17 protein-coding genes are annotated in these 17,714 nt (G+C 66.5%); 6 read left to right on the top strand and 11 right to left on the bottom strand.

Annotation, left to right across the window (positions count from 1 at the left end; all coding sequences use genetic code 11):
* Positions 1–34 precede the first annotated feature (34 nt).
* The 4 genes from glnA to A5759_RS01535 form a co-directional block, all read right to left on the bottom strand.
* Positions 35–1,375: a type I glutamate--ammonia ligase gene (gene glnA, locus A5759_RS01550; protein WP_068193046.1), complete on the bottom strand. Its 1,341-nt coding sequence runs from the start codon at positions 1,373–1,375 to the stop codon at positions 35–37.
* A gap of 63 nt (positions 1,376–1,438) precedes the next feature.
* Positions 1,439–2,635 carry a DUF1214 domain-containing protein gene (locus tag A5759_RS01545; RefSeq protein ID WP_068193043.1) on the bottom strand — a complete coding sequence of 399 codons (1,197 nt, stop codon included), beginning with the start codon at positions 2,633–2,635 and terminating at the stop codon, positions 1,439–1,441.
* A gap of 4 nt (positions 2,636–2,639) precedes the next feature.
* On the bottom strand, positions 2,640–3,779 hold the full coding sequence (locus A5759_RS01540) for a sulfotransferase (RefSeq protein WP_068193159.1): 1,140 nt from the start codon (positions 3,777–3,779) through the stop codon (positions 2,640–2,642).
* A 5-nt stretch (positions 3,780–3,784) separates the two neighbouring features.
* Complete coding sequence (locus tag A5759_RS01535) at positions 3,785–4,699, bottom strand: NAD(P)-dependent oxidoreductase (RefSeq protein ID WP_082961911.1); 915 nt, start codon at positions 4,697–4,699, stop codon at positions 3,785–3,787.
* 26 nt (positions 4,700–4,725) lie between these two features.
* On the opposite strand from A5759_RS01535, the gene A5759_RS01530 reads away from it, so the two are divergent.
* From A5759_RS01530 to A5759_RS01515, 4 genes are all read left to right on the top strand, one after another.
* Positions 4,726–5,322 carry a VOC family protein gene (locus A5759_RS01530; RefSeq protein WP_231984500.1) on the top strand — a complete coding sequence of 199 codons (597 nt, stop codon included), beginning with the start codon at positions 4,726–4,728 and terminating at the stop codon, positions 5,320–5,322.
* 38 nt (positions 5,323–5,360) lie between these two features.
* A complete protein-coding gene (locus tag A5759_RS01525) occupies positions 5,361–6,293 on the top strand; it encodes an acyl-CoA thioesterase II (protein ID WP_068193037.1) in 933 nt (310 codons plus the stop codon).
* A 2-nt stretch (positions 6,294–6,295) separates the two neighbouring features.
* Positions 6,296–6,898 carry a TetR/AcrR family transcriptional regulator gene (locus A5759_RS01520; RefSeq protein ID WP_068193034.1) on the top strand — a complete coding sequence of 201 codons (603 nt, stop codon included), beginning with the start codon at positions 6,296–6,298 and terminating at the stop codon, positions 6,896–6,898.
* 88 nt (positions 6,899–6,986) lie between these two features.
* Entirely contained in the window at positions 6,987–7,763 is a 777-nt protein-coding gene (locus tag A5759_RS01515; RefSeq protein WP_068193030.1) for a hypothetical protein, read from the top strand.
* Between the two features lie 35 nt (positions 7,764–7,798).
* Here A5759_RS01515 and A5759_RS01510 read toward each other — a convergent pair whose 3' ends face one another.
* Both A5759_RS01510 and A5759_RS01505 read right to left on the bottom strand, forming a co-directional pair.
* On the bottom strand, positions 7,799–9,316 hold the full coding sequence (locus tag A5759_RS01510; protein ID WP_066841790.1) for an alpha/beta hydrolase: 1,518 nt from the start codon (positions 9,314–9,316) through the stop codon (positions 7,799–7,801).
* A 45-nt stretch (positions 9,317–9,361) separates the two neighbouring features.
* Positions 9,362–10,753, bottom strand: coding sequence for a wax ester/triacylglycerol synthase family O-acyltransferase (locus tag A5759_RS01505; RefSeq protein ID WP_066808502.1), 1,392 nt, complete (start codon positions 10,751–10,753; stop codon positions 9,362–9,364).
* Between the two features lie 160 nt (positions 10,754–10,913).
* Here A5759_RS01505 and panB point away from each other — a divergent pair, with 160 nt between their 5' ends.
* Positions 10,914–11,777 (top strand): 3-methyl-2-oxobutanoate hydroxymethyltransferase, encoded by an 864-nt coding sequence (gene panB / locus A5759_RS01500; RefSeq protein ID WP_068193027.1) that lies wholly within the window; start codon positions 10,914–10,916, stop codon positions 11,775–11,777.
* Here panB and A5759_RS01495 read toward each other — a convergent pair.
* A complete protein-coding gene (locus tag A5759_RS01495; RefSeq protein ID WP_068193024.1) occupies positions 11,774–12,553 on the bottom strand; it encodes an enoyl-CoA hydratase/isomerase family protein in 780 nt (259 codons plus the stop codon). The genes panB and A5759_RS01495 overlap by 4 nt on opposite strands.
* Before the next feature lie 75 nt (positions 12,554–12,628).
* Between A5759_RS01495 and A5759_RS01490 the strand changes: the two genes are divergently transcribed.
* Positions 12,629–14,110 (top strand): CYTH and CHAD domain-containing protein, encoded by a 1,482-nt coding sequence (locus tag A5759_RS01490; protein WP_068193019.1) that lies wholly within the window; start codon positions 12,629–12,631, stop codon positions 14,108–14,110.
* Positions 14,111–14,116: 6 nt separating this feature from the next.
* Here the strand turns inward: A5759_RS01490 and A5759_RS01485 are convergent, their stop codons facing one another.
* From A5759_RS01485 to A5759_RS01470, 4 genes are read right to left on the bottom strand one after another with little or no spacing between them, the layout of a single operon-like run.
* Entirely contained in the window at positions 14,117–15,118 is a 1,002-nt protein-coding gene (locus A5759_RS01485) for a hypothetical protein (protein WP_068193153.1), read from the bottom strand.
* 20 nt (positions 15,119–15,138) lie between these two features.
* Positions 15,139–16,467 carry a Dyp-type peroxidase gene (locus tag A5759_RS01480; RefSeq protein ID WP_068193151.1) on the bottom strand — a complete coding sequence of 443 codons (1,329 nt, stop codon included), beginning with the start codon at positions 16,465–16,467 and terminating at the stop codon, positions 15,139–15,141.
* Positions 16,464–16,868: a nuclear transport factor 2 family protein gene (locus A5759_RS01475; protein WP_068193015.1), complete on the bottom strand. Its 405-nt coding sequence runs from the start codon at positions 16,866–16,868 to the stop codon at positions 16,464–16,466. Before A5759_RS01475 ends, A5759_RS01480 begins: the two co-directional genes overlap by 4 nt.
* Positions 16,865–17,422, bottom strand: coding sequence for a hypothetical protein (locus tag A5759_RS01470; protein ID WP_231984499.1), 558 nt, complete (start codon positions 17,420–17,422; stop codon positions 16,865–16,867). The genes A5759_RS01475 and A5759_RS01470 overlap by 4 nt, the downstream gene beginning before the upstream one ends.
* Between the last annotated feature and the right edge of the window lie 292 nt (positions 17,423–17,714).

Raw genomic sequence — 17,714 nt, 5'->3', positions numbered from 1 at the left:
AAAAGGTAGCGCAGCACCTATGTCGGCTAACCACCTACAGAGACAGGTAGGCCTTCAGCTCGAACGGTGTGACGTGGCTGCGGTAGTTCTCCCACTCCGCGCGCTTGTTGCGCAGGAAGTAGTCGAAGACGTGCTCGCCCAAGGCCTCCGCGACAAGTTCGGAGTTCTCCATCTGCTCGAGCGCGGCGCCGAGGCTGCCGGGAAGCTCCTTGTAGCCCATCGCGCTGCGCTCTTCGGGGGTCAGCGTCCACACGTTGTCCTCGGCCTCGGCAGGCAGCACGTAGTTCTTCTCGATACCGCGCAGCCCCGCAGCCAGCAGCACCGCGAACGTCAGGTACGGGTTGCACGCCGAGTCGGGGCTGCGCACCTCCACGCGCCGCGACGACGCCTTGCGCGGGGTGTACATCGGCACCCGCACCAGCGCCGAGCGGTTGGCCGCACCCCAGGACGCCGCCGTCGGCGCCTCACCGCCGTGCACGAGGCGCTTGTAGGAGTTCACCCACTGGTTCGTGACGGCGCTGATCTCCTTGGCGTGCTCGAGGATCCCGGCGATGAACGACTTGGCGACGTCGGAAAGCTGCAGCGGGTCGTCGGGGCTGTGGAACGCGTTGGTGTCGCCCTCGAACAGGCTCATGTGCGTGTGCATGGCCGAACCGGGATGTTCGGCGAACGGCTTGGGCATGAACGACGCCCGCACCCCGTCCCCCAGCGCGACCTCCTTGACGACGTAGCGGAACGTCATCACGTTGTCGGCCATCGACAGCGCATCGGCGTAGCGCAGGTCGATCTCCTGCTGGCCGGGCGCGCCTTCGTGGTGGCTGAACTCGACCGAGATGCCCATCTGCTCGAGCGCGTCGATGGCGTGCCTGCGGAAGTTGGGCGCCGAATCGTGCACGGCCTGGTCGAAGTAACCGCCGTTGTCAGCGGGCACGGGCGGGGTGCCGTCGTCCTGGCCGGGCTTGAGCAGGAAGAACTCGATCTCCGGGTGGACGTAGCAGGAGAAGCCGAGATCGCTGGCCTTGGCCAACTGCCTGCGCAGCACGTGGCGCGAGTCCGCCCACGACGGGGAGCCGTCGGGCATGGTGATGTCGCAGAACATCCGCGCCGAATGGTGTCGGCCCGAACCGTCGGCCCACGGCAGGACCTGGAAGGTGGACGGGTCGGGGCGGGCCACCATATCGGCTTCCGAGACCCGGGCGAAGCCCTCGATCGACGAGCCGTCGAACCCGATCCCCTCTTCGAAGGCGCCCTCGAGTTCGGCCGGGGCGATCGCGACCGACTTGAGGTATCCGAGCACGTCGGTGAACCACAGCCGGACGAAGCGGATGTCGCGTTCCTCCAGCGTGCGCAGCACGAATTCCTTCTGCCGATCCATGATCGCAGCGTAGGCACCGGCTGTTAAATCGGTGTTACACGGCGGCTGCATTCGATGGGCTGATCACCAGATCCGGCGCATCTGCGCACCCGTTCGACGGTGCCGCAGCTGGCCTCGGCGCTCATCGGGGGTGAGCACCTGTGTGCCTTCCGGGAGATGGTCGAGCACGTCGGCGACCGGCACCTTCGTGACCGTGACGTCGGGGAACTCCTCGGCCTTGTAGAACCGTGCCTGCAGGATCCCCCACGGCCAGTCGGCCTTGTCGAGCCAGTTGTGCACGCCGGGGTCGCGCTTGGACACCACGCCGCGAAACCAGCCGTCGGGGTCGATCCGCGCCTGAACGTCGTTGAGACTGGATTGCCGGTTCACCCAGTCCACCGTCGAGAACCGGTCGTCGGCCACCAGGATCTGCCAGTAGTAGCAGTTGGCCGGCACCGGGAACTCGACGATCAACGCCTCCTCGTCGGCGATCTGATGGATGCCGTCGTAGTAGGCCTGCTTGGTGGCCAGGCCACCACCCTGCTGGATCCACTGCGACCGCAGGAGCACATTGAAACCGTGGTGCTCCCGGTAGTACCGGACCAGCTCCATGTCGAAGTCGATCATGCCCTTGATCCAGTCGCCCAGTTCCGAAAACCGCCGCGCGATCTCGGCAGGCGACATGTCCTCACCTGCGTCGTCGAGGCGGTTGATCGCGACCTGGGCGTCGATCTCTGCGTTCCAGTCGCAGGCGCATTTGCGCATCAGCAGCTTGCCGACCTCGGGGTTGAGCGGCCACCAGTCGCCGTCGTAGGAGTCGGGACGTTCGGCGGACATGATCACGCGGAAGGAACCGTCCTCGGCGATCGTCAGGTCATCCAGGTCGTGGGTGATGGCCTGGAACTTCATCTGCCGCTCGACGCCCTTGAGACTCTTCATCATTCCGGGTGCCTGCTGGGTGACCTCGACGAACCGCACTGTGCCGCGACGACCGACGAGTTCGTAGACGCCCGACCCGTCGACCTCGGCGCTCAGGTACACGTAGTCCGGGTTGGGCCCGCCCTGATTGCACGCGTAGTTCCACAGCGGCATGAACACCGGCCGCCGCGAGTCGGTGTAGACGTGGCAGAGGTAGCCGCACGCGAGGATCGACAGGGCGAGCTTGTTCATGTCCTGCACTTCGGCTTCGGAGGCGCCGTCGGGCCGCCACGTCGCCAGCAGGTGGTCGGCGACCCCCTTCAGCGCCTCCATCTGCGTGTCCCAGCTGGGTAATGCGGTCATCGTGTCAGCCCTCCACCGTGACCTCGAAATGACGGATGTAGAAGTCGTAGTCGGATCGGATCTGGTCGACCGAGAGGCCGAACTGCTCGGCGGTGTACCTATGCGTTCCCTTGGCGCCCACGGCGTTGGCGTCCTGCCAGTCGAAAATGGCCTGTGCGACATCGGGTTTCAACTCCAGTCCCAGCCAGTCATAGACACAGCGCACGGTGCCTCTGGGATCGGCGACCAGCTCGCGATGATGTACGTCGAGGAAGCGGTCCTCACCGATGCGTGCGCGGTCGGCGATGGCGCTCTCCATGCCCTCACGCAGGTGATCGCACACCTCGCGGCCAAGGGCACACAGCTCCCGTTCGCCCGCCGCGGGCGGGAAGATCGTGGACACCAGGCTGGTGTAGGACGGCACGACCTTGGCCGGGTCGCGGTGTGTCATGACGAAGCGCATGTCCGGGTAGGCATTGGCGAGCGCCTCCAGGTGGAACTTGTGGTGAGGTGCCTTGAACAGCCACAGCTGCGGTGGGCACGTCGACCCGAGCAGCTTCACGACCCTGCGGTGGTAGGCGTAGGTCTCGGTCAGATCGGCGCGCCGCCACCACGATCGGTAGCCCGCCACCGGCAAGGTCATCTGCTGGCCGTGGAACGCCATCCCGAGGATCTCGGTGTCCTCCATGGTGGCGTCGACCTCGAAGATGTGCATGGCGGCGTGCGCGGCGGGTCGCTCCTCGTGCATCCGGATGAACGCCTGCCTGCGCGGGTCGTCCGCCTCGCCGCCGGCCAGCGGCGGCGGAACGGGTTGGTACTGCTCCCATCCGCGCAGGCACCGGAACTGCGGATCGAGCGACAGCATGTCAGCAAGGGCGGTGGTGCCGGTGCGCGGCAAGCCGTTGATGTCAATGGGGCCTTCGATGCCGACGTCCTCGACCTCGGGGTGTGCCCGGTAATAGGCCTCGACCTCGAGGCGATTGATCAGCCTGCGGCGCAGATCGCCGATGACGGCGGCGTCGGTGGCGGGGTCCAGATCGCCGTCCCGTTGCAGGCTGTCCAGCAGCACGGTGAGCCCTTCGCGGAAGTCTCCGGGCCCGAAGTCCGCGTGCCCGCATTCGGCGACCGCTTCGTCGAGCAACTGTTGCGGATCGGGATAGCGCATGCGCGTCACGCCTCGACGCGGTCGGGATAGTGGTGAGCGGCCATCGCGCGAAAGCCGTCTCGCCAGTCCACCGTGCAGGGTCCGGTGATCGATGTTCGCTTGGTGTGGTCGCCGACCGAACCGACCGAGGCACCGGGGACAGGCTGCACGTCCACCCGCGGCGACACACCGAGAAGTTCACCGAAGTACGCGCACCACTGCTGGACGCTCACTGGGGTGTCGCCCGCGAAGTTGACGATGGTGGCGGGAACGCTCGCCGCGTCCAGCAGCGCCGGAATCTGGGCGTTGATGTCGTCGTAGTGGATCGGGCTGTACGGCAACGGGTCCCATCGGGCGACGACGGGCCGTCCGTCCGCGACGGCCTGCAGGTGCCACAGCGGCAGACCGCCCCGCTCGCCGTACGCGCTGCCCATCCGGGCGATGACTGTGGGTATGCCGAACTCACGTGCACAGTATCTGGCGACGGCCTCCTCGGCGATCTTGACGATCGAATACGGTTGCGGGTTGGGCAATCCGGCATCGCCGATCGGATCATCCTCCCGGAATGGGTGCCACGGGTCAGGGTGGGGTTTGTAAACGGTGACCGTCGACATCACCAGCGCCGCCTTGACACCGCGGCAGTGGGACAGCAGCAGCCCGGTTCCTTCGGCGTTGACGCGTAACCCCCGCTCGTAGTCTTCGCCGAAATCGGCGGCGATGTGCAGGAGATAGGTGAAATCGGTTGGCAGCTGGGAGAAATCCCCGTCTGAAAGATCGACGCTGCGGGTGGTCACACCGAGGGCTTCGAGCTCCTCGCGCGCTGCCGGGTCGGAGAACCGGGCAATCCCCCACACCTCGTTGTCCCTAGCCAGCATCTTCGTGATGCCGTAAGCGATGCGACCGGCCGGTCCCGTGATGAGGACGCGTTCCCCGCTCAGCATTGCGCGGCCGTGCCATGATCGTGCGCATGGATCTGTTCGAACAGCCTTGGCCCGAAGGAGATTTTCGGTTCTTTCAACTCGGGCACGTCGTCGAGGATGTCCTCGAAGCCGCCGCCAGTTGGGCGCGCGTGTTCGGGGTCGGACCGTTCCACGTGCTTCCGGTTGCCGATCAGGTGGCAGACTACGGGGCTGAGATCCGGACGGTCCGGATCCAGGTCGCGGTGGCTCAAGCCGGCCCCGTACAGATCGAATTGATCCAGCAGCATTGCGACACACCCAGCATCTACTCTGAGTGGAGTCGGGGCGGTACGAGCTCCTTTCATCAAATCGCCACGATCACAAGAGATTACGATGCCAAGACGGCGCACTTCGCGTCGCTGGGCTATCGGATTGCCGCACAGAGCACGGGTGGCGGTTTCCGCGTCGCCTACATCGACACCGTCGCGGATTTCGGGTTCTACACCGAGGTCGTCGAGGCTCCGCCCAGCTTTCTCGACCAGGTGCACCGCATCTCCGAAGCCTGCTCTGACTGGGACGGCAACGATCCGGTCCGCATCATGACCCGCGACGGCTACCGGGTGCCGGCGGATTCCAGGGGCCACCCCCGGACTCTAAAGTCTTAGAGACAACGGTGGCAAGCATCTGGCAGGATCCACCCGTGATGGCCACCGATGAGATCGACCCGTTGACCGACATGTCCGGCCCGCTGCAGGGAACCGCGCTGGAGAAGGCGGTGCTCGAGTCCCTCGACACGCTCGAGCGGGCGTTGGAAATGACATCGTTGGGCGACAACCGCTTTCGGGCGACCAACGAACGAGACCGCTTCGGCCGGATCTTCGGCGGCCAGCTGCTCGCACAGGCCCTGTACGCCGCGTCGCACACCGTCGACGAGCACGCGCCGCATTCCCTGCACGCCTACTTCGTCCAGACCGGCGCCTCGGACACGCCGGTCGACATCGCCGTCGAGGCCGTGCGCGACGGACGATCGATGGCGACCCGCCGGGTCACCATCGCCCAAGGCGACCGCACCCTGCTCACCGCCCTTGCGTCGTTCCACACCAATGCCGCCGAACCCGAACTCGAGCGCCCGCAGCCCGACACCCCGGCTCCGGAGGAGATGCCGCTGCTGCAGCACTGGGTGCACCTGGTCCCCGCGCAGCTGAGGAAGAACGCGCAGAACTGGGTCGACGTTCCACCGGCAGTGGAGATGCGCATCGCGGAGCCGACGAACTTCCTGGGTGGCAGGCAGACGCCCGACCCCCGGTCGCACTGGATGCGGTTGCCGCGCCCCGTCGGTGACGAACCCGCACTGCACAGCGCGATGCTGGCGTACGCGAGCGACTACCTGCTGCTGGACATGGCGTTGCGCAATCACCCGCACCCCGCCGATTACGCATCGATCGCGGCGGTCAGCCTCGATCACGCGCTGTGGCTGCACCGGCCCGTCCGCTTCGACGAGTGGCATCTGTACACCCAGGACACCGTGGCCGTCACCGGACATCGTGCGCTGATCCGCGGCACCATCCGCGACGCGGCGGGACGCACCGTGGCCAGCACCTCGCAAGAAGTGCTGATCCGCCCGATCGCGAAGTAGAGATGGCCGCGCGTCGGGCGCCAGACAGCCGTCAACGGCGCCGCGAATTGTGTGACGCCGGCATCGAGTTGCTCGCCGAGCTGGGCGCCAAGGGCCTCAGTCATCCGCGAGTCGACCGCCGGGCGGGGGTGCCCGATGGGAGCGCGTCGTACTACTTCCGGACCCGCACCGCGCTGATCCACGCCGTCGCCGAGCGGGTGGCCGAACTCGACCTCGCGGACCTGCGTTCGGTCACCGAAGCCCACGTCGACACATCCCGGCAGGCCGCCGTCGCGAGGCTGGCCGAGGTGGTGATGAAGTCGCTGACCGGCACCGGGCTCACCCGGACACGCGCGCGAATCGAGTTGCTCCTGCAGGCCAGCCGCGATTCAGCGATATCCGCTGTCTTCCATACCAATTCGCAGACCTATCTCAGATTGCACCGAGAGCTCGCGGAGCGATCACAACCGGACGCGGCCGACCCCTCCGCTGTCGACGACCGGGCTCTGCTCACGGTGATGTTCATCAGCGGGCTCATGCTCAGCGCCGCGGCGGGCAGTGAGCCGGTCATCGAGCGCGATCGGCTGGAGTATTTGCTCGCCCAGATCGCTGCGAGCCGACCCTGAGGCGTCGCATGGGTTTCGACGGCACACTCCGCGGGTAGTCGGCGTTCATTCGGGGGGTCGCGCCGCTGAGCCGATGCGAGGAGCGACCATGAATCTCAAGAAAACCGCAATATCGATGAGCCTGGCCGGGGCGGTGGGGGGCTTCGCCGCACTCGGGTTGGGTGTGGGCGCCGTGCAGGCCGACCCGAAGTTCCCGTCCCCGCCGGTGCCTCCCATTCCGGGCCCACCGCCGGTTCCCAAGGTCGACGTGCCAAGGGTCGAGGTACCGCGAGTCGAGGTACCGCGGGCACCCGAGGTGAATGTGCCACGGGTCGAGGCTCCGCGGGTCCCGGACGTCGACGTGAACGTGCCGCCGGTCGAGGTGCCGCCGCTGCCCAAGGTGGACGTGCCGCCTGTTCCGGCCCCCGTCGTCAATGTCGACGTGCCCAAGCTGGAGCCGAACCTGCCCGACGTCGACGCCTACTTCGGCCTGCCGGGCGCTCGCATTCCGCCTGGGCAGCTGATGAACTCGGCAACCATAAACGGGGTCCCGAATCCGTTCTTCAACATCCCACCCGGACAGCTCAAGAAGATGCGCACGGTCCAGGGTTATGAAAACCCGTTCTTCGATGAGGCACCGGGCCACTGGGAGATCCCTGCGTCGGTCGTGCCCGACGCCTGGCCGGGCGTTCCGGGGATCGACGACTACTTCGGCCTGCCGGGCGAGCAGATCGGCGCGGTACAACTGAGGGCATCGGCCACCATCAACGGGGTGCGCAACCCGTTCTACGGAATCCCGCCGAATGAGCTGAGGAAGCTTCCGACGGTGCAGGGTTTCGAGAACCCGTTCTTCGACGGCGCCCCCGGCCACTGGGAGATCCCGTAGCGGTCACAGCGCAGCCGAAGACGCCCCGCCTGTGATCAGTCCGAGGAGCAGGTGGTGTCGGTCGGCGGCAGCGTCAGGTCGACGAGGTAGTTGGCCGCGATGTCGTCGACGCAGTTGTTGCCCTGGAACACCACGGTGTGCTGGGTGCCCTGGAACGTCACCAGAGTCCCACCGAGTTGCTTGGCCAGCTCCACACCTGCCTGGTACGGCGTCGCGGGATCGTTGGTCGTCGACACCACCAGCGTCGGTGGCAGCCCCTCCACCTGAAGTTCGTGCGGTTCGCTCGTCGGCGGCACCGGCCAGAACGCGCACGTGCCCAACGGTGCGTGCCCGGTGAACTCGCCATAGCTCATGAACGGCGCCGCCTCGCGCACCCGCCGGTCCTCCTCGACGACCTTCGCGCGGTCGGTGACGGCGGGCTTGTCCACGCAGTTGACCGCGACCCGTACATCGGTCGAGTTGTTGTAGTGGCCCTGGGCGTCGCGGCCCATGTACAGATCGGCCAGCGCGAGCATGGTGTCACCGGCGCCCCGCTCCATCTCGCTGAGCGCCTGCGTCAGGTGCCGCCACAGGTCCGGCGAGTACAGCGGCAGGATGGTCCCGACGATGGCGTCGGAGTAGCTCAGCCCCCGCGGATCCCGCGTTCGCAGCGGCTTTTCCACCAGCGGGTCGACCAGGCTGTGGTAGACGTCGTTGGCCTTCGCCGGGTCGGTGCCAAGCGGGCAGGCGGGGTTCTGCGCACAGTCGGCGGCGTAGTCGTTGAACGCGGTCTGGAAGGCCGCGGCTTGGCGGACGTTGGCCTCGGTGGGATCGGCGTTGGGATCGACCGCCCCGTCGAGGACCATGGCGCGCACCTTGTCCGGGTAGTTCTCGGCGTAGGTGGCGCCGATGCGGGTGCCGTAGGAGTAGCCGAGGTAGGTCAGTTTCTCGTCACCGAGCGCTTGGCGCATCGCCTCGAGATCCTTGGCCACGTTGACGGTGCCGACGTTGGCGAGGAACTCCTTGCCCATCTTGTCCTCGCAACGCTGGACGAACTCCTTGGTCTCCTTCTCGATCTCGGCGACCCCCTCCGGGGAGTAGTCGACCTGGGGTTCGGCGCGCAGCCGGTCGTTGTCGGCGTCGGAGTTGCACCACAGCGCCGGGGTGGAGTTCGCGACGCCACGGGGATCGAAACCGACGAGGTCGAAGCGCTGGCGCACCGACTCGGGCAGCGAGCCGACGATGCTCGCGGCGGCCTCCACCCCGGACTCCCCCGGCCCCCCGGGGTTGATGATCAGCGAGCCGATCTTGTCGCCGGTGGCCTTGAACCGGACCATCGCGATGCGGGCGACGTCTCCGTCGGGCTCGTCGTAGTCCACCGGGACCGACAACATGCCGCACTCGGCGTCGGCGGGAATCCGCGACTCGTCGGACTGTTCGGTCTGGCATTTGGCCCATTCGATCGGGGTGCCTGGTGGCGGCACCGCGACGACGGCGCGGCCGTCGACCAGTTGGCTGCATCCGGTGGCCGCGAGCAGCACAGTGGTCGCGAGGACCCCGATCTTGGCGTTCATGGCTCAACATGCTGCCATGAACCCTCATCGCCGCTGGCTAGGGCGCTATCGCGTGGCGGCCAACAGCTCGTCGAGGGCGGCGGAGAAGTCGTCGGCCATGTCCCACAGATCGGGCAGCAGTTCCGGGCAGGACACGATGCCGACGTTCAGCGAACCGGACAGGGACATCACGGTGATGTTGAGGCCCGACCCGTGGAAGATCGGCCCGAGCGGATACATCGCCTTGGCCTCGCAGCCCAGGTAGTACAGCGGCACCTGCGGGCCGGGAACGTTGGAGATGACGAGGTTGTGCACCGGCCGCGCACCGCTGAGCCGGCTCGAGGCGTAGACGCGCATCGCGACACCGAACACCGCCGGGGCGGCGAACTGCGTCCAGTCCTGCAGCAGCGTCGCCCCGATCGCCGAACTATGTTGCTTGGCAACCGAATTCGCCTCGGCGATCGATTTCAGCCGAGCCGCCGGATCCTCGATGTGGGTCTCCAGCCGCGAGAACATCCCCGACACCTGGTTGCGCCCGGGCCGGTCGGACTTGTCGTGGACGGAGACCGGCACCATCGCGACGAGGGAGTTCTCCGGGAGTTGGCCGCGGTCGGCGAGGTACTTGCGCAGCACGCCGGAGACCAGCGCCATCACCACGTCGTTGACCTTGACCCCGAAGTGGTTCTTGACGGTCTTGATGTCCTCGAGATCCAGTTGCGCGAACGCGACGTTGCGGTGCCCGGTGACGTTCATGTTGAACACCGTCCTCGGGGCGGCGAACGGCGGCGCCATCGAGAGGCCGGAACGGGCGCGACGGACCGTGTCGACCACGGAGGAGACGGTCATGGGCACCGCGCTGGCCAGCTTCAGCGGCCGGGTGGCGAACTTGACCGCACCGGAAACCGCGATCTCCAGTGAGCTCGCGTCACCGGAACCGTCGACGGGATCCGGTGGCGGCGCGTCGGGTTCGGTGCTGCACAGCTGCGACATCATGCTCGCGCCGGTGACGCCGTCGACGCCTGCGTGGTGCACCTTCGTCATCACCACGAGACGCCCGCCCTCCTGCGGGTTGGTTCCGTCGATGTTCTCGATCACCCACTTCTCCCACAGCGGGCGGCTGCGGTCGAGCGGCAGCGACGCGATATGTCCGCAGATCTCTGCGAGCTCGCGGGGGCCGCCGGGCGCGGGCAGGCCGATGCGATGCAGATGGCGGTCGACGTCGAAGTCCTTGTCCTCCACCCACACCGGATGGTCGAGGTTGAACCGGCTGTCGGCCAGCTTGTCGCGGAACTCCGGCATCGCCTTGATCCGCATGTTCAACTCGTCCCGGAACCGGTCGAACGTGTAGCCGCCGGGCATCGTCGAGGTGTCCAGTTCGAGGATCGAACACACATGCAGCGGCTGCTGCGCGGTCTCGAGGTACAAGAAGCTGGCGTCGAGCCCGCTGAGCCGTTGCATGTCGGAATGCTATGCCCGGTGACGGCGGGTGTGAGCAAATCCACTCAACAGGCCTTTTAACATCTCGCGCACAGAGTGGCAGACTGAGGGGCGTCAGCGAACCCGGGGACCGATTTCGGCCTCGAGGATTCGACCCGACCCACCCAATTGGGGGACAACGATGTCTGAGCAGACCGTGTACGGGGCTGCCGAGGCCAAACCACGCACCTCTGCCGAATTGTCCGCTCCGCGGACGAAGGTCCGCACCCTGCATCTGCAGAAGTGGAAGGCCGAAGGCCACAAATGGGCCATGCTCACGGCCTACGACTACTCCACCGCCCGCATCTTCGACGACGCGGGCATCCCGGTGCTGTTGGTCGGCGATTCGGCCGCCAACGTCGTCTACGGCTACGACACCACCGTGCCCGTGACGATCGACGAGCTGATCCCGCTGGTACGCGGCGTCGTGCGCGGTGCGCCGCATGCGCTGGTCGTGGCCGACCTACCGTTTGGCAGCTACGAGGGCGGGCCCCAGCAGGCGCTGGCCACCGCGACCCGCTTCCTGAAGGAGACCGGTGCGCATGCGGTCAAGCTCGAGGGCGGCGAGCGCGTGACCGAGCAGATCGCAACGCTGAGCGCGGCAGGCATCCCCGTGATGGCCCACATCGGGTTCACCCCGCAGAGCGTCAACGGTCTGGGCGGCTTCCGGGTCCAGGGCCGCGGTGACGCCGCCGAGCAGACCATCCACGACGCGATCGCCGTGCAGGAAGCCGGCGCGTTCTCCGTCGTCATGGAGATGGTGCCCGCCGAACTGGCCACTCAGATCACCGGCAAGCTGACCATCTCCACCATCGGCATCGGCGCCGGCGCGAACTGCGACGCGCAGGTGCTGGTGTGGCAGGACATGGCCGGTATGACCAACGGCAAGACCGCGAAGTTCGTGAAGCGCTTCGGTGATGTCGGTGCCGAATTGCGCCGCGCCGCAGAGCAGTACGCCGACGAGGTGGCCAGCGGGGTGTTCCCCGCCGACGAGCACTCCTTCTAGGCGAACTCGGTTTTTCGCTTGGCCAGGAAGGCGTCGACGCCTTCTCGGCCGTCGTTGGAGACTGCGCGGGCGGCGATCAGCCGTCCCTCGAGTTCCATCTGTTCCTCGAGCCCGTTGCCGAACGTTCCCAGCAGCAGCTGCTTGACCCCACCGTTCGAACCGGCCGAGGTGGCCGCCATCTGATCGGCCAGCTTCGATGCCCGGTCGGCCAGTTCGGCGTCGGGGACCACCTCGGTCACCAGGCCCCACTGCGAGGCCTCCTGCGCGGTGAGGGTCCGGTTGGTGAGCATGAGCTCCTTGGTCTTGGTGATCCCGATGAGCCGCGGAAGGTAGTAGGAGGCGCTGCCGTCGGGGCTCAGACCGACGCGGGTGTAGGCCATCGTGAACGATGCCGACTCCGCGGCCAGCACCAGATCGCCGGTCACCGCGAGCGAGAACCCCGCGCCGGCCGCGGTGCCGTTGACGGCGGTGATCACGACCGCGTTCATCCGGGCGAACGTCGAGATCGCCCGGTGCAGATCGTCGGCGACGCCCTTGATCTGCGCGCCGCGATCCGGCGCCGAGGCGAAGTCCTTCAAATCACCACCGGCGCAGAAGAACCGGCCCGACCCGGTGAGCACCACGACCTTGGTCGCATCGGTGTCGCACCGCTTGGCGGCCGCGGCCAGCTCACGAGTCATGGTGCCGTTCATGCCGTTTGCGGCATCCGGCCGATTCAGCGTGATGCGGGCGATGGCACCGGTCTGCTCGAAGGTCAGCGTTTCGTATTCGGTCACAGAGGGACACTATCTTCTCCGGCCTCGGCATCCGTCCCCCCGTGTTCACCTGCATGTGGCAATCTGTCTCGCACCATGGGGAAATCCAGCGACACGTCGACGCGGCATCTGGAGGTCGAGCGCAAGTTCGACGTCGGCGAATCGACCGTGTCACCGTCGTTCGAAGGGTTGTCCGCGGTGGCCCGGGTCGAAGGATCACCTGCGCACCATCTGGAGGCCGTGTACTTCGACACCCCCGATCACGACCTCGCGGCGCGGCGCATCACGCTGCGCAGGCGCACCGGTGGGCCGGACGAAGGATGGCATCTCAAACTTCCCGCGGGCCCCGACGCCCGCACGGAGGTCAGGGAGCCCCTCGGCGATGAGAGCGAGGTGCCCGAGGCGCTGCGCGACATCGTGCTGGCCATCGTGCGCGACCATCCGCTGCGTCCCGTCGCGCGCATCTCGACCCGGCGCACCGTCAACATGCTCTACGGTCCCCACGGGACGCCGGTCGCGGAGTTCTGCGACGACCAGGTGACGGCATCGGCCGAGCCGGGCGGTCCGGAGCAGGCGTGGCGCGAATGGGAACTCGAACTCACCGACGGCGCCGACCGGGAACTGCTCGACCGGCTGTCGAACCGGCTGATCGACGCCGGCGCCGAAGCCGCGGCCAGCGGTTCGAAGTTGGCGCGCGTCTTGGCGGAGTCGTCGGCGCCGGAGACTGCCTCCGCATCGAGCGACGCCGTGCACCGGGCGGTGGCCGAACAGGTCGAGCAGCTGATCGAGTGGGACCGCGCGGTGCGCGCCGACGTGCCGGACTCGGTGCACCAGATGCGGGTGACGACGCGCAAGATCCGAAGCCTGCTGCAAACCTCCCGGGACGCGTTCGGCATCTCCGACGACGCCTGGATTCTCGACGAGCTCAAGCAACTGGCCGCAATTCTGGGAGTGGCGCGCGACGCCGAAGTGCTGGCCGAACGCTACGAGGAGGCCCTCGATGAGTTGCCGGCGGAGTTGGTCCGCGGGCCGGTGCGGGAGCGGCTGGTCGACGGGGCCAACCGGCGCTATGCGGCCGGGCTGCGCCGGTCGCTGATCGCCATGCGGTCCCAGCGTTACTTCCGGCTGCTCGACGCGCTCGAAGGGTTGGTCGCCGCGGAGCCGGCACTGTCACAGGACGAAGATGAGCGCACCCAGGCGACGATCGACGCGGCCTACAAGCGGGTACGCAAAGCGGCTAAGGCGGCCGCCGCCGCTGAAGCCGACGACGACAAAGACGAGGCGTTGCATCGAATTCGCAAGGGCGCTAAACGTCTTCGATACACGGCCGCGGCTACCGGCGAGTCCAAGGTCTCGGATCGGGCCAAGAGCATTCAGTCGCTGCTCGGTGACCACCAGGACAGCGTCGTCAGCCGGACCCACCTCAGCCAGCAGGCCGATGCCGCGCACGCCGCGTGCGAGGACACGTTCACCTACGGTCTGCTCTTCCGGATGGAGGAGGAACTCGCGCACCGCTCGCGGGAGCAGTTGGACAACGCGCTGAAGAAGCTCGCCAAGGCGGTGCGCAAGGCACGCTGAGCCCGGTCAGGTCATTGTTGCGAGGTTGTGCCAGAGGTTCTTGAGGCTGTCTGTGCCGCCGAACAGGGTGGTGAAGTGGGTGGAGTCGATGAGCACGATATCCCCGGCACGCTTGCCTTTGGGTGGCATCCAGATGAGGGCGTTGAACTCGCTGTTCCCCGCCGCGGTGAAGGGATGCGGCCGGTTCGGGTCGACGCGCTGGCGTCCGAGCACGACCAAGTCCTTGCCTTCCGGCGCGGTCAGTTCGTAGTGCGGCAGGTGCGGGTGGAAATTGAGGGTGCTGACGTTGTCCAGCAACCGCGGACTGTCCAGGTCTGGGAATCCGGTCAGCGGCGCGATCTCCTTGGTGCCCTCGACTACAGCGGGACGAAGCCCCCACGTGTTGTGCACCGGCACGTCGAGCGCCTTCATCAGCGACCGGGTATACGCGGTGAAGCGTTGCTGACGTGGCACGAGCCGGTCGCCGTGGTGTTCGTACTCCACCTGGCGCTGCTCTAAATCATCGGTGAAGCCGACATCATGATGAGGGGCGAGCAGCAGGCAGGTGCCCTCCCGCTGCAACCATGCCTCGATCGCGGCGATCTCCTCGGGCGCGGCTACTTCCTGGGCGAGCAGGTGGTCGAGCCCGAACACCATCAGCGTGTCGGTGTCGGCGAGAATCCGCTCGTCGATCGGGAGCTTGTAGCCGGCCTGGTCGATGCGCTGGAAAACGGCGACGGAGTGGCCGGTGGCCTCTTCGGCGACTTCCTGGAACGCCAGGGCGGACCGGTGAAACAGCTCGAGGGTTCCCGCGATGCCCTGCAAAAAATTCGCCTCGTTGTACTCGGGCGTTTCGTAGGCCGGCCATAAGACGTTGCGCACCTCGGTGATCGTGGAGAACCGGTTCTCGATCACCTCGGGCGGCCGCTGCGCCTCCCAGGGATAGCTCCACGTCCAGTAGATGCTGATACGCCGGCCGCCACTGTGCGGGCGGGCGACATGGCTCTGATTGTAGGTGCGAGCGCGCATCATGATCAGTCCTTCGATTGTTAAAGCGCCGCCAGATAGCGCATGGCGTTCAGCCCGGGCAGAAAGAAGTAGGCGCCACCGGTGAGGGTCGTAAACGCGGGAAGTCCCTTGTACACCTTGCGGATCGGGCGCTTCGGGACGGTGAATTCCAGAGTGCCGTCCTGGGTGCCGGCGATCGGGTCGTGTTCGTTGCCCAGTTCATGGAAGGCTTTGTCGTTGATCCACACGTTCTGCGCGAACTCGAACTGACGGACGAGGTCGGCGCAGATGATGAACGCGGCGATGCCGCGGTCGGCGCCGTCGTCGGGTGCATCGTCAGGAAGCGCTGCTCCGTATGTCGCGCCACGCCGGATCATCCGACGCCGGTTCATGTTGTGAGCGGTGTCGCGCGGGTTCAGCCGACGGGCGTGCGAGCCGAGTGGGCACGCGTAGCCGAACGGGTCCATCTCCTTGTAGTTGAAGTCGTTGTTGCGCAAGGGATCCGCACCCAGCTCGGGATCATCGTGGTCCGGCGCGAGCACAAGCGGTGCACCGCTGCGCCAACGACCCATGAACTTCGCGGCCATCAACTCCTGACCTTCGGAGGTCTCCCCGTGTTCGCGCAGATAGTCCCGGAACTGTCCGACGTGTTCTTGCAGCCGCCGGTAGGCCATGTAACTTCCATTGCGGGACAGCACTTCGGGTTGGGGGAGATTGGTGACGGGCCCGTTCTCGTCGGGGTAGCCCAGGATGAACTCCCCCGGTTCCAACGGATCCCCCGATCCGGGCGTGGGTTGCTCGCCGGACCCTTTCATCACCGGCTGAGAGAGCCGATCGCGGAAGCCGAAATGGTCGTGCGCGTAATTGAATGGCGGTGTGGCGTTCAGGTCGAGATGCGACAGGCTGCGCACCCCGTCGGTGCGGGCCAGCAGCTTGTCGTGCTCGCCGATCGATTTTCGGCACTGTTCGTCGGTGCGCGAGAACAGGATCGCGATGGCGTGCAGGTCCTCGCCGGCCAGTTCGCCGACCCAGTGTTCGGGTGCATTGGTGCCGTTGTCGCCAAGAATGTCCGCGCGGGCGGCCATCCCCTCCCGGAAAGCATCGGGGAAGCTGGCCAGCGCGTCCTCGGGTACGCCGAGCGCGCGCAGCCCGGTCCAGGTGAACGCCAGGGTGACCCAGCGGTCCGAGGAGTCGATGGTGGCCTGGACATCGGCGGCCGACTGCACCTTGTCCAGCAGTTCCGACAGCCACGCCCGCCCGCCCGCCGCAGTGTCGAACGTGAGGAACTCGTAACGGCCGGTGATCGCGGGGGTGCGGGTCAGCAGGATGTGCTGAATATCGTCGAGGTCGAGCGTGGTCTCGTCCGTCACGCTGCGCGCCGGCCCTTCGCCCACGCCCACGCCGCTAGGCGCCACCCGTCGGCGCTGCGGCGCAGCGCCACCGTGAACGTCGCGCCGGTTTGGGTCACCGTCGTTCCGTTGAGGTCGAACGTCATCTTGGCCGGCACCACTACATACGCGGCGTCGCCCGTGGTGTCGTTGTGCACCGGCTCACCGATGCTGACGTGGTAGCCCGACGCACCCAGATGTTCAGCTTCGGTCAGCACGTCGCGGTACCAGTCCGCCGCGGCCGTCGGCCCGAGCCAAACATGGGGTGCCATGCCGTCGAGGATTGACCCGTCCGCGTCGAACGCCGCCGACATCGCCGACGGATCGCCGGCGTTGAACGCATCCAGGTATGCCTGAACCGCAGCGAGTGGGGTGCCCGTCACTGCATCTGGTCCAGCATGTCGGAGAACGAATCCTTCAGCCGCAGTGCCTTTTTGATCTCATCGGCTGTCACGTATGGGTACTCGCCGTACTCCACGAAGCTCGGCACGTGATGCTCGCGAACATATTGGACGAACGAGGCGGGATTCTCTTTCCAGTCTTCTGGAAAACCCACAAGATTGGTGAACACCGTGTCGATTCCGGTCTTACTGAACAAGGCCACGGCGTCTTCGGTGTACTTGTCGAAGTCGGTGTCGAAGATGCCTTGATACTGGAAGTAGAGATCGTCACCGACCGGGATTAGTTGCCATTTCAGGTAATGCAGTTTCAAGACTTCCAGCACCGTCGGATCGGCCGTAACGGCAGCCTCTAGTGTTCTGCCGTGCTCGCGGATGGCCTCTTCGCGGCCGGGTAAGACTTTGGCGAAGATCGTAAATCCATAGCAGGCAGGCGTTCTGGGGAAGATCGGTCCGTATCGGCCACGCTGCTCCTCGAAATAGCCCTCCTTGGGGATGGCCATCATCGCGGGTTTGGTCCAGTCCTGATCGGTGGGCATGAGCAGCTCCTAAATCTCGACCCCGACCAGCCGGACAGTAACACCGCCGCAGCCGCTTCATCTGCCGATTTCCCTGGCTGTCACCAATGCACTGCCGCCCCGCTCGGCGCTGTTCGCCCGGCCGAACTGGCGTGGCCTCTGTTGCAATGTCAAACAATCGCGCCAGCCCGATTGCCGGCGATCGCACCCGGACAGCGGAAACGCATTGAGAGACACCGCAGCCTGAGTACAGTGCGGGTGCAGCCGCAGTCTTGATCCTCGCGGTAGGCGTCCGATCATGAAGGCGGACCGA

This window comes from Mycobacterium sp. 852014-52144_SCH5372336, assembly GCF_001665615.1.
Classification (GTDB): Bacteria; Actinomycetota; Actinomycetes; order Mycobacteriales; family Mycobacteriaceae; genus Mycobacterium; species Mycobacterium neumannii_A.
The sequence above is the reverse complement of the archived record's forward strand: the minus strand, read 5'-3'. Positions and strand labels throughout refer to the sequence as shown.